Annotated in this window: 14 protein-coding genes; 5 read left to right on the forward strand and 9 right to left on the reverse strand. The window is 67.1% G+C overall.

Annotation, left to right across the window (positions count from 1 at the left end):
- Positions 1-94 precede the first annotated feature (94 nt).
- Both K368_RS0123145 and K368_RS0123150 read right to left on the reverse strand, forming a co-directional pair.
- A complete protein-coding gene (locus K368_RS0123145) occupies positions 95-1462 on the reverse strand; it encodes a glutamate--cysteine ligase (protein WP_027174433.1) in 1368 nt (455 codons plus the stop codon).
- A gap of 130 nt (positions 1463-1592) precedes the next feature.
- Positions 1593-2345 (reverse strand): 16S rRNA (uracil(1498)-N(3))-methyltransferase, encoded by a 753-nt coding sequence (locus K368_RS0123150; protein WP_027174434.1) that lies wholly within the window; start codon positions 2343-2345, stop codon positions 1593-1595.
- 235 nt (positions 2346-2580) lie between these two features.
- On the opposite strand from K368_RS0123150, the gene K368_RS0123155 reads away from it, so the two are divergent.
- Positions 2581-3054: a hypothetical protein gene (locus K368_RS0123155; protein WP_027174435.1), complete on the forward strand. Its 474-nt coding sequence runs from the start codon at positions 2581-2583 to the stop codon at positions 3052-3054.
- Positions 3055-3092: 38 nt separating this feature from the next.
- Positions 3093-4049, forward strand: a complete 957-nt coding sequence (gene ubiA, locus K368_RS0123160; RefSeq protein WP_027174436.1) for a 4-hydroxybenzoate octaprenyltransferase — start codon at positions 3093-3095, stop codon at positions 4047-4049.
- Between the two features lie 13 nt (positions 4050-4062).
- On the opposite strand, the gene K368_RS0123165 is transcribed toward ubiA, so the two are convergent.
- A complete protein-coding gene (locus K368_RS0123165) occupies positions 4063-4575 on the reverse strand; it encodes a DUF6101 family protein (protein ID WP_081739653.1) in 513 nt (170 codons plus the stop codon).
- Between the two features lie 321 nt (positions 4576-4896).
- Here K368_RS0123165 and K368_RS0123170 point away from each other — a divergent pair, with 321 nt between their 5' ends.
- On the forward strand, positions 4897-5724 hold the full coding sequence (locus K368_RS0123170) for a 3'(2'),5'-bisphosphate nucleotidase CysQ (RefSeq protein WP_027174438.1): 828 nt from the start codon (positions 4897-4899) through the stop codon (positions 5722-5724).
- Positions 5725-5868: 144 nt separating this feature from the next.
- Here K368_RS0123170 and K368_RS0123175 read toward each other — a convergent pair whose 3' ends face one another.
- Positions 5869-6099 (reverse strand): hypothetical protein, encoded by a 231-nt coding sequence (locus K368_RS0123175; RefSeq protein WP_027174439.1) that lies wholly within the window; start codon positions 6097-6099, stop codon positions 5869-5871.
- Positions 6100-6302: 203 nt separating this feature from the next.
- Positions 6303-6512 (reverse strand): cold-shock protein, encoded by a 210-nt coding sequence (locus tag K368_RS0123180; RefSeq protein WP_026175704.1) that lies wholly within the window; start codon positions 6510-6512, stop codon positions 6303-6305.
- 326 nt (positions 6513-6838) lie between these two features.
- On the opposite strand from K368_RS0123180, the gene K368_RS0123185 reads away from it, so the two are divergent.
- Positions 6839-7228: a hypothetical protein gene (locus tag K368_RS0123185; protein ID WP_027174440.1), complete on the forward strand. Its 390-nt coding sequence runs from the start codon at positions 6839-6841 to the stop codon at positions 7226-7228.
- An 8-nt stretch (positions 7229-7236) separates the two neighbouring features.
- Here K368_RS0123185 and K368_RS0123190 read toward each other — a convergent pair whose 3' ends face one another.
- On the reverse strand, positions 7237-7458 hold the full coding sequence (locus K368_RS0123190; protein WP_018042520.1) for a hypothetical protein: 222 nt from the start codon (positions 7456-7458) through the stop codon (positions 7237-7239).
- A gap of 211 nt (positions 7459-7669) precedes the next feature.
- Here K368_RS0123190 and K368_RS0123195 point away from each other — a divergent pair, with 211 nt between their 5' ends.
- The gene (locus K368_RS0123195; RefSeq protein ID WP_027174441.1) at positions 7670-8248 is read left to right on the forward strand and encodes a type 1 glutamine amidotransferase domain-containing protein; all 579 of its coding nucleotides are present in this window, start codon (positions 7670-7672) and stop codon (positions 8246-8248) included.
- Positions 8249-8292: 44 nt separating this feature from the next.
- On the opposite strand, the gene K368_RS0123200 is transcribed toward K368_RS0123195, so the two are convergent.
- From K368_RS0123200 to K368_RS0123210, 3 genes are all read right to left on the reverse strand, one after another.
- Positions 8293-9951 carry a calcineurin-like phosphoesterase family protein gene (locus K368_RS0123200; RefSeq protein ID WP_027174442.1) on the reverse strand — a complete coding sequence of 553 codons (1659 nt, stop codon included), beginning with the start codon at positions 9949-9951 and terminating at the stop codon, positions 8293-8295.
- Between the two features lie 78 nt (positions 9952-10029).
- A complete protein-coding gene (locus K368_RS0123205) occupies positions 10030-10323 on the reverse strand; it encodes a hypothetical protein (RefSeq protein WP_027174443.1) in 294 nt (97 codons plus the stop codon).
- A 380-nt stretch (positions 10324-10703) separates the two neighbouring features.
- The gene (locus K368_RS0123210) at positions 10704-11549 is read right to left on the reverse strand and encodes an NAD(P)-dependent oxidoreductase (RefSeq protein ID WP_027174444.1); all 846 of its coding nucleotides are present in this window, start codon (positions 11547-11549) and stop codon (positions 10704-10706) included.
- Positions 11550-11634: the final 85 nt, after the last annotated feature.

Raw genomic sequence — 11634 nt, forward strand, 5'->3', positions numbered from 1 at the left:
CGTTCCGGAACAGACGAGGCACTATCGACCGGACGTGTGCCCCGGCACAATTGTCGTGACGGGAGGACATGGTTTCATAGTCAATAGCGTCTCTTCAGAACACGCATTCGGTGAAGGCCGGCTCCACCGATCGGCGCCAGGAACCCTCGTAATCGGTGAGCCTGTCCTCCGCCCGCGAGCGACCACTGGCGACGATGGCTTCGAGCGGTTGCAGATGATGCGTCTCGTCGCGCCCCTGCTCATCGCGGCGCCCGCGTGCTTCGAGACCCTTGCGGGCGATGGCCAAGGCTTCCGCCGCCACGGTTCCGAGACTGCGGCCCGCGATCGGCGTGGCGAGGCCGAGGCGTGGGACCATGGCGCGCAGGCATTCCCGCTCGGAGGCGCTCCAGGCCTTGGCGATGTCCCAGGCGGCCGCGAGCCCGGCCTCATCGTAGAGAAGGCCGACCCAGAAGGCCGCCTGCGCGACGATCATGTCCGCGCCGCCCACATCCGAACCGCGCATCTCGATGTAGCGCTTCAGCCTCACCTCGGGGAAAGCGGTGGAGGCGTGGTTCGCCCAGTCGGACATCGTCGCCCGCTCGCCGGGAAGGGCCGCGAGGCGCCCGTCCATGAGGTCGCGGAACGAGGCGCCGCTGACGTCGTGATAGGTCTCGCCGCGCTTGACGAAATACATCGGCATATCGAGCAGCCAGTCGACATAGGCCTCGTAGCCGAACCCGGCCTCGAAGGCGCGGGGCAGCATGCCGGTCCGGTCGGCGTCGGTGTCGCGCCAGATCTCGGAGCGGCGCGAGAGGAAGCCGTTGGGGCGGCCGTCGGTGAAGGGGGAGTTGGCGAACAGCGCCGTCGCCACCGGCTGCAGCGCCAGGGCGACCCGCATCTTTGCCGCCATGTCGGCCTCGGAGGAGAAGTCGAGATTCACCTGGACGGTGGCAGTGCGCAGCATCATGTCGAGGCCGAGGGTTCCGACCTTCGGCATGTAGCCCGCCATGATCTTGTAGCGGCTCTTGGGCATGACCGGCGTGCCCTCGCGGGTCCATTTCGGGCTCATGCCGAGGTCGAGGAAGCCGATGCCCAGGGGATCGGCCGCCCGCGCGGTGGCTTCGAGATGAATGCGCAGCTCACGCTCGGTCGCGTGGACGTCCGGAAGCGGCGCGCCGGACAGTTCGAACTGCCCGCCGGGCTCCAGGGAGATCGCGCCGCCATCCGCGCCGGCAAGGCCGATGAGGTGGCCCGCATCCTCGATCGCCTCCCAGCCGGTCTCGCGCGCGACGCCCTCGAGCAGGGCGCGGATGCCGGTCTCGCCCTCGTAGGGGACGGGGGTATTGCCGTCCCGGTAGAACGGAACCTTCTCGTGCTCGGTGCCGACGGCGAAGCTTTCGCGCGGTTTCTCGCCCTCGGCGAACCACGCGATCAGTTCGTCCCGCTTGGTCAGCGGTGTGGTGTCGGACGTATCGCGCGCCATGCGCTGCCTCGTGGTGAAGGTCGTTTGTGGTGAGAGGCGCGCCGGACCGCAGCGGAGGAGCCCCCTGAAGAGATGGCGACTCCTTAGTCCAGCGGCGAGGCATGAACAACGTAGGCCAGGCCACGCCCGCTCAGCGTGTGTCGCCGAGCACAGACTGCACCAATGCCAACGCAACCACGGCGGCCGTGTCCGCCCGCAGGATGCGCGGCCCGAGCGAAAGGGCCACGGTGTTCGGCCGGGCAGCGATCATGTCCCTCTCCTCGGGCGAGAACCCGCCCTCCGGCCCGATCAGCACGGCGAGCGGCGGTGGCGCCGTCGGATCCGCCGCCTCGCGCAGGGCGGCCACCGGGTCGGTGACGGGGGCCTCCTCGTCGCAGAAGACGAGGAGGCGGGCGGGGTCGAGCTCGGCGAGGGCGACGGGGAGCCGGACCGCCTCGGGAAGATCGGGAATCGCCAGGATGCCGCATTGCTCGGCCGCCTCGATGGCGTTGGCGCGCAGGCGGTCCCGGTTGATCCGCTCGCCCTGGGTGTAGCGGGTGAAGACGGGGCGGATGGTGCCGGCGCCCATCTCCACCGCCTTCTGGGCCAGGTAATCCAGCCTTGCGGTCTTCAACGGCGCGAAGAGGTAGTGCAGGTCGGCCCTCCCGGGCTGCGGGCGTTGGAGCTTGACGACGATCAGTTCCGCGCTCTTGCGGCCATTCTGGGCGATGCGGGTGCGCCACTCGCCGTCGCGCCCGTTGAATACGAGGACTGGGTCGTCCGGGCCGCGTCGCAGGACGTTCAGCAGGTAGTTCGCCTGTGCGCGTTCCAACGGGAGTACCGTCCCCTCGCGGAGGTCGGGCTCGACGAAGAGGCGCGGGGCGGTGAAGTCGTAATGTGCCATGGATCGGGGTGGTCGCTCGCGGCACCACACCTGTCAACGCAGAGCGGAAGCCAGGGTGATGCGGAAGGGCAACAGGGTCAGAATATGTAGCGTTTCCCCAAGCGCATGTACTACCGCCCGTTTACGTCTCGAAAGACGCCACATTCCTATGGCGAGACGTCTTGCAGGATAGGCAATCGCTCCGGTGGCCACGATCAGGCACTGGTAGGGATTGGGGGAGAGGGAAGCCTAGCTAATGTCATCGAAGACCATCGCGGCGGTCGCCGGAGCCCTTCTCGGTTCCGCCCTTCTCGCCGGCCCTGCTTTCGCGCAAAACGCGGAATGCGGCGATATCCAGAAGACGCTCCAGTCGCGCAAGGATCTCGTGGCCAAGGCGAATGCCGCCTCGAACTCGAAGAAGAAGATGACGCCGGCCGAAGCCTGCGCCCTGTTCGGTAAGCTGCAGGCCAACGGCAACGAGGGCGTCAAGTGGATCGCCGCCAACAAGGAATGGTGCTCGATCCCTGATTCCTTCGCCGAAGGCTTCAAGGCCGACCACCTCAAGGTCGCCGGCATTCGCACCAAGATCTGCGGCGTCGCCGCCCAGGCCTCGAAGATGGAAGCCCAGGCACGGGCCCAGGCCCAGAACGGTGGCGGCGGCGGCGGCGGCGGCATGCTCGGCGGCCCCGGCCTCACGGGAAGCCTGAAGATGCCGCAGGGCGCGCTCTGAGCCTTGGCTGAATCGCCGCTCCACGGCCTCGCTTGCGTATGGCGGGCGTGACCTCGCGGCCCGGCGCGGATGGCAGGGTCGCGGATGCGGTCGCCGGGCACTGGGTCGATCGTCTCGCCCCGCGCGGCCTGCGCCCCTATCTGAGACTGGCCCGGATCGACCGGCCGATCGGATGGTGGCTGCTGCTGCTGCCGTGCTGGTGGTCGGCCGCCCTCGCCGCGATCGCCGGTCACAAACCGTTTCCGGACCCGGCGCATCTCGTCCTGTTCCTCATTGGCGCCATCGCCATGAGGGGGGCGGGCTCGACCTACAACGACATCGCCGACCGCGACCTCGACGCCCAGGTGGAGCGCACGCGTTCGCGTCCCCTCCCCTCCGGGCAGGTGCGGACACGTTCCGCCGCGATCTTCCTGGTGTTGCAGGCGCTGGTGGGGCTGGCGGTACTGCTGCAATTCAATCGGACCGCCATCCTCGTCGGGATGGCGTCGCTCCTGCCGGTGGCGATCTATCCTTTCATGAAACGGGTGATGTCGATGCCCCAGGCGGTGCTCGGCCTCGCCTTCTCGTGGGGGGGGCTGATGGGTTGGGTCGCCGCCTTCGGCGATCTCGGTGGACCGGCGCTGCTGCTCTACGCAGGCACGGTGGCGTGGGTCGTCGGCTACGATACGATCTATGCGGTGCAGGACATCGAGGATGACGAGATCGCTGGCATCCGCTCCTCGGCTCGCCTGTTCGGCCGCGGTTTACGACCGGCCATCGGCCTCTGCTACGCCGTTTCGGTCGTGGCCATCGCTGCCGCATCGGCCTTGGCGGGGGCCGGTCCCGTGGGCGCCCTCGGCGTCACACTCTTCGCCCTCCACCTCGGATGGCAGGTCGTTCGCCTGAAACCAGGCGACGGGCGTGGGGCGCTGACGCTCTTCCGCTCCAACCGCGATGCCGGGCTGATCCTCTTTGCCGGGCTGGCGGCGGATACCGTCTGGCAGGCTCTGTCCTGAGCCCGATCCGGCCTCAGGACAGGGCGCCGCCGACGATCTCGTTCTCGCCGCGATAGATCAACGGACGCACCGGCAGTACGCCTGTCTTGCGGCGGACGAGGAAGCGCGGGCGCCGGCCGTTGAGGAGGCCGTGGCGGCGACGGGCGCGGGTGGTCCCGAGGGCGACGCGGCCGAGCTGGCGCGATACGACGGCGAGGGTACCGTCTTCCCGCACGATCATCCGCGGCAGACCCGTCCGGGCCGAGCAATCGCGCCAGACCGCCACGACGTCGTCGTCCCCATAAGGACCGAGACGGCCGAGGGTGGTGCCGGCGCCGTCCACCAGGAGGAGCGCGAAACGGTCTTCGTCGCACGCATCGCTATCCTCGGAGGCGAAGGCCAGGGCGACGCCGACGGCCTCGGTACCGCCGGAGATACGGCCGGTAATCGGAAGCGGCGACCGAAAGAACGCCATGGTGGGCAGCGCGACACCGTCCTGACGGCATGTATCCACGACGATGCCGACATGTGTCTCGGTCTGATTCATGTTTGAGAAAGTGTTCATTGGATCGACGCCCTGTTGGTGTGATCGGCCTCTTCAGGGCCGTCTCTTATGACAAGCAGATTTGCGTCTAACCTCCTCAGACCACCTTAATAGCCAGAGTTAAGCGATGGTGGATGGCAGGGAAGCGTCTGGAATGCTCAACACTTCCTTGCCGCATTCGTCAGGATCCGGGGGCATCGCCTGCGCGCGATCCTTGTGAGTGTCGAAGGGGCACCCTACAAAGAATTCGATCCCTTGCGCCGCTCTGCGCGGGGAAGACCGATTCGCCGCCGCCACCGATAGAACCCCGACGACCGGAGACGCATGTCCGACACGATGTCGACCAAAGCCGCCCAGGCCCTGCTTCCCGCCCTGAGGGAGGCGATCCGTGAGGCGGCGTCCCTGGCCCTCCCCTTCTTCAGGTCGGGGGCGCAGACGACCGCGCGGACATGGTCGAAAGCCGGCGGCTCGCCGGTGACGGAAGCCGACGTCGCGGTGGATACGTTCCTGAAGATCCGCCTCAGCGCGCTCCTGCCGGCGGCGGCCTGGCTTTCGGAGGAAACCAGCGACGATGCCATCCGGCTCGGCTCGGACCTCGTCTGGATCGTCGATCCCATCGACGGGACGCGAGCCTTTCTGACCGGCCATCCGGACTGGTCGATCTCGGTGGCGCTGCTCGCGGGCGGACAACCGATCCTCGGCTTTGTCCATGCACCGGTAAGCGACCGGTTCTACGAGGCCGTGGCGGGAGGCGGGGCGACCTGCAACGGCGTGCCGCTGTCCGTTTCGACCCAGGCCGGTCTTGCGGGGGCCAAGGTGACCGGGCCGAAGCCAATGATCGACAAGCTCGCCCGTGGCGGCTCGACGAACCGGGAAGCCGTCGACGTCCACATCGTCCCGCGCGTGCCGTCCCTCGCCTTGCGGGTGGCACGGGTCGCCGAGGGATCGATCGATGTCGGTCTGGTCTCGTCCGACGCGCGTGACTGGGATCTCGCCGGGGCGGACCTGCTCCTGCGAGAGGCCGGTGGGTCGGTAAGCGACCTGAAGGGAACCCGCACGACCTATAACCGCCCGGACCCCGTCCACGGTGCCCTCATCGCGATGTCGGACGGTCTGCGCGACGATGTCGTCGCGGCGCTGGCTCGGGGATGATGTCGTCTGGCCGCGTCTCCCCATGAGCCGGATCGGGTCATGGGGAGACGGGCTCCGGACACGCAAACGCCGAGCCCGGTGAGGAACTCGGCGTGAAACGTCATCGAGCGCAAGGCGGATGTCCCTGGCTCGGAGATGCCCCGATCAGGCGTGTTCGCGAACCGCGACCACGTCGGGAGCCACGCCCAGCCGCTCGGCCAGATGCCAGCGCAACTCACGGGGCGAATGGTAGTTGTAAGAGGTGTCGATGAGGTGGCTGAGATCGATGTCCTGCGCATCACGCGACGTCGTCTGCTTCAGCTTTCCTACCTTGAAGGTCGCCGCATCGGTGATGGGCGAACGGACGCCGCGGCGCCGGGTATATTCGAACAACATGTTTTCTTGTGATCTTTCAGATTTTTCTTGGTGTGCGAAACGACGAGCTTTGCCTCTCGTTCCGTGAGTCAAAAGATTTTGGGGTTGCGGATGAGCCATCCCTGAACCGAACTCGTCTCCCCAGAGGAGCACGTCGGGATGCCAGCGAAGCCGGCGCTTGACGCCGGTGGTGACGCCAGCCTTGAGGGCTGGCGCCGGGTGCGTCAGGCCGCCTGGAGGTTACCAGCCGAATCCTTGCCGCTGCGCTTGTCGGTTTGGATCTCGTAGGAGACCTTCTGACCTTCAATGAGGTTGCGCATTCCCGCGCGCTCGACGGCGGAGATGTGAACAAACACGTCCTTGCCGCCGTCATCGGGCTGAATGAAGCCGTAGCCTTTGGTTTCGTTGAACCACTTAACAGTGCCGGTATTCACGAATAGAACCTCGTATCGTTCGTTGACCAAACACGCGCGTCTGCTCGAGACACCCGGCGCCGGTCCTCTTTTACATTTGACGGGATCAGCAGGTCGTGAGACGTGCGATGCACGTTGCGTTCGGCTCACTGATGCCCGCTGACCTCCATGTAGGCGCATTGTGCGGCGGCAACAAGGCACCTGGCCGGATCTTGCCGGCCGCATCGACGCACCGCCCTTTCATGCCGGACTGATGAGCGCCTTGTCGCGAACCCCGTGTTTTTCGGTCCGCGACGTGCATATATGAGTTCGGTTCCAGGCAGTTAGGCGACGCAATCAGGCGGTTCATGGCGGGCATCTCGGTTTCCCTCGAAGGCGCGAACATCCAGCTCTCGTTCCAGAAGGACGATCAGGCCACGGCAGTCGTGATGGATGCGCGGGCCGCCCGCGCCCTCGTACGCGCGGTGGGACATCTGCTGACTGCGATCGACGAGCCGGACGAGGTCGATCCGCCGGACGACCTCAACGACGAGGATATCGCCATGCTCGAAGTCACGTCCTCCGCCATCGAGGTGGGAACCGACGAGAAGGGGCAAGCCGTCGTGGCACTCCAGGCGGGGCCGCTTCCGCCTTTCCAGCTGCGCCTGACGGACGAAGAGGCCCGTCACGTGGCGACGAGCCTCTCCGAAATTCTCAACGCCCCCCGTGACGTTCGCGCGTCACACGGGGATCACTGACCGGACGATCACATCCGCACGCCAGGGTCCGTCGGACCGCCGGGCAGATAATCGGGCTCGGAGCCCGGTCCTGCCGGCTCGTCGATGCCGGGATCATCGACGGGATAGGGGGTCCGCGGACCGGTCGGCCCGATATCCGGAGCTTCGTCGGGCGGCAGCGGCGGGGGCGGCAGGTCGCCGGGAATTCCCCCCGGGAGCGGCTCGGGGATCGGTAGGCCTGGATTGGCCATGCAGCGTCTCCTTCGCTTTGCGGTGGATCGGTCGGTGTGCTGGAGAAACCCGCCCCGGCAGTCGCCAGTTCCAGCTGGACGCCGATTCGAGAGCCATCCTGTGACCCTTGCGCTGGCACCGAGGCTGCATTGCATCTCCCCGGAGCCAGGAACCCGCCCTATCCGCTACTGGTTCTTCCACCATCATTCGAGACACGTGCGGAGATCAATCATGTCCGACATCAAGCAATCGAAAGTTCTCATCCTCGCCACTGACGGTTTTGAGGAAACGGAGCTCACGGTTCCGCTTCAGACGCTCAAGAGCGCCGGGGCGGGCGTCGTCGTCGCCTCGCCGAAATCGCGCGAATCGCGGGAATCCATTCGTGCCTGGGACAAGACGGATTGGGGCAAGAACGTCGCGGTGGACAAGGATCTCGAAGACATCGACCCGGCGGATTACGACGCCCTCGTGCTGCCGGGCGGCCAGATCAACCCGGACAAGCTCCGGCTCGAGCCGAAGGCCCTCGACGTGATCAAGGCGTTCCTCATCTCCGGCAAGGTGGTGGCCGCGATCTGCCACGCGCCTTGGCTGCTGATCGAGGTGGGGGCCGTGAAGGGCCTGAACCTGACGTCGTTCTCGTCGATCAGGACCGATGTCATCAATGCCGGTGGCCAATGGCGGGACGAGGCGGTGGTGACCGACAAGGGCATCGTCACGAGCCGCAATCCCGGCGATCTCGACGCCTTCTGCGCCAAGATCATCGAGGAGATCGAGGAGGGCAACCACGGCGCTCGCCGCCTGGCAGCCTGACGCCGCCGACCCTGGCAGCCGCCCGTTCCGGGCGAGCGGCAATCTCAGCCCCGTGAAGGGCCGTCCTCGCTCGTCACCTCGAGGACCATGCCGGACGAGAACGGGCGCCCGTACTCGTCCCGGACCTCGACGGTGATGCGATGGCTACCGGCCGGAATGTCGCCGCCGAGGCGCGCGACCCAGATGTGGCTCGACGGCTCGGCCTTCACCCACGGCTTCTTCGCCTCCGGATACCGCAGGAAGACCTCGGCGACGAAAGGGTCCGGCCGCCGCGTGAGCATCATCTCGACGGCGGGGCCGTCGTCGATCCGGTACTGGACGCGGGTGCGCGGACCGCCATCGAAGACGTTCACCACCAGATTGGTCGCCCCGACGCTCTCGCGCGGCACCGGCGAACGCAGGGTCTGCATCGGCCGGTAATCGCGCAGGACCTCGCCGGCTCCTCCGCGATACTGACTCTCGAGCACGATCCTCATTCTCTCATCGGGCTCGCCCTGAGCCGGGCGGTAGCGGGTGGTGTAACCGGCGCCGTCGATGGACAGGACGTGGAAGCCGTTGGGCGTCCCGTCGCGGCTGTCGGCCGAGGGAATGCCGGTGCGAGTGGCGGGGCCGCTCCACCACGAGCCGGAGACGGCGGTGAGGACGTGGTGGTGGTGGCTCCCGGTCCCGCCTGCGCGGGGGTAGTGATGCTCCGTTGTGTGGGTATGGCCGGCGAGGCTGAGCACGGGTCTGTCGCCGAGGAGGTCGAGCAGGCGCTCTCGGTCCGTCACGTTCTGACGCGGATCGGCCGGGTCGAGATCGGTATAGAGCGGGATATGCATGGCGATGACGACGAGGTTCTCCTTCGGCGTCAGAGCCAGCATATTGGCGATGAATGTGAGTTGCCGTTCGCCGATGCGCCCCTCGTAGCGGCCGACCCCGTCGCCGTTGCCCGATGCGGCGCCAAGGTAATGCACGGTGTCGAGCATCAGGAAGAGGGTCTTGCCGTGGTGGAAGGCATAGTAGGGCGCGCCGTAGACCCGCTTGTAGGTCTCGCGGCTGTACCGGGCGTCGGGCGCCTCGAAGTTGAGATCGTGGTTGCCGCCGATATGGAACCAGGGGATTCCGATGCGCCCCATGATGCGGTTCGAGCGACCGTAGAACGAGAGGTCGTCGAACAGGATGTCGCCTGTCGTCATGCCGAAGGCGGCCTTCGTGCCCAGGACCCGCGTCACCGCCGTGTCGCGGACATGGCTGAGCTCAACCGGGCTTTCCGGCTGCGGATCGGTGAACAGGATGACGTCGAACGCATCGGGTTCGGGTTCGCGGGTCAGTGCGAAATCGATGGAGGCGGGAAGCGGCCCGGTCGGATCGATGCCGCGATAGCGCAGGCGTAGATCGGGCGGAGTGCCCTGCGGCTGGTGGATGTAGCTGAAACGCGGAATGTTGTTCTCGTCGCGCGGCAGCGCGAAGCCAGCGGGCTTCACCACGAAGACGATGTCGCCGTCCGAGACGTCGAGCGCGTAGCGGCCCTGGCCGTCGGTGCGGACCACGTCGCGACCGTTCGAGACGGCGATGTCCGCGATGCCTTCCCGCCCCCCCGGAACTACTTCATAGACGGAACCCGTCGCGCGCTCCGACGACCGCGCCGCCGAAGGCGCCAGGGCGAGGGCGGCGGCACCTGCCAGGGTTTCGCGGCGGGTGAAAGCGGAACGGTCGATCATGCGGCAGCCTGTTGCGACGGGTTGGCCGCACCGAACCACGCCCTCTTGACCATCGCGTGACGGTGGTCGCGTCCGCCCTCAGTGCCTGGCTGCGGCCTTCTCGACCTTCGGCTTGTTCCCGGTGGCGCCCGAAAACAATTCGCCGAGGCGTTTCTGGTCGAGACCTTGGGTGACAATGGCGACCCGGTCCCCAACTGGAGATTCTGCGTTGCGCGTGGGGATCGAACCGGTGGCGACCGGGTCCTTCACCACTGCGACGGGTGCCGGCACGGCGATGGGCGTGCGCTGCACGCGCATGGCCCAATGGGCGGCAGTGGAAAGCGCGGCAATGGCGACAATCGCCTTGATGCCACCGGTGAGAAGGCGTCGCATGCTGGAAAGCCCGAGACTACGCGGAGGAACGCGACCGGTTCCCCGGCCCGTCTCACTTGTGCGTGAAGTCGGTAAACCATTTGGCTCACGACCCTGTCCGGAGCCTGTCCTGAAATGGCGCGCCCCGCTTCGGTGAGCCGATGAGCGTGGGCCATCAGCCACGACGACGGTTCCTGTTCCCCGCGCCCGTGACACACCTGCCGCGACCCGGCCCACGAGGCCTCACAGGATCGGCGAAGAGAACTGGTCCGCACCGCCCCGTCACGACAAGCCCTGCGACCACGCCAGTCCGAGAGGGTTCGCGAAACCATCGGACGCATCGGCTGCAGGGATGGCCGGTGTAGTCATCCCGACCCGACCCGGCAACCGACCCCGCAGCGTCAGGGCCTTTCCGCCGCAGCGGCGAAGGCCCTCAGCCTCTCGATCTCGTTGCCGTCGCCCTCCTCGGCGGCGAGCCGTTCGTAGACGCGCCCCGCGCCATCGAACATCCGTCGGCCGCCATCGTCATTTCCGAGAAAACTCGCGATCTGGTCCATCTCGGCGACCCAGCGATAGGCCTTCGGCACCATGTCGGGCAGGACGCGGGAGAAGCGAGCAAGCAGTTCCGGCTCGCTTTCGGCGAGTTCGGCATGCAGGGCTTCCGCCGCACCGGCACGGCCCGCCGCGAGAACCATCACGGCGGCGAGCGCGGTCAGCCCCTTGTTGATGCCGGCATAGGACATCTTGAGCGCGGAGGCCGCACCGACGCCGCCATCCACGGGGCGGACGTCCAGGCCCAGTTCGCGCAACGCCACGGACGCCGCGAGATCGTCCCCGGAGACGTAGAACCGTGGCCCTTCGTCGCCGGCCTTGGGCGGCGCTCCGATGATGGCGGCATCGATGAAGATCGCGCCGGCTTTGTCGATCAGTGCAGCCACGTTACGTTTCGTCACGACATTGAGGGCGTTGCAATCGACATAGACCGGCTTGCGCCCTGCCGCGGTGAGCGTAGGAACCAAGCGGAGGGCCAGGCTCGTCGCTTCCGCGGGTGGGACGATGGAGAGGATGAGGTCGGCCTCGGCGAGGGCCGCCTCGTCCACGCCTTCCATGCCGGATTCCCTGGCCCGCGCGATGGTGGCGGCGCTGCGCCCGGCCAAAACGGTGAGGATGCGAGCGCCGTTCCCGTGCATGCGGGCTGCGATCGCGCTGCCCATGGCGCCGGGTGCGATGACGGCAATCGTCGCCATGAACGTCTCCTCCGAACAGAACCACCCTACTCGCATCTGACTCGCGTCAGACGCGAGTCGTCAAGGCGCGATCGTCCCTCGGAGG

Origin of the sequence: Methylobacterium sp. 10, assembly GCF_000519085.1 — a bacterium.
GTDB lineage: Bacteria > Pseudomonadota > Alphaproteobacteria > Rhizobiales > Beijerinckiaceae > Methylobacterium.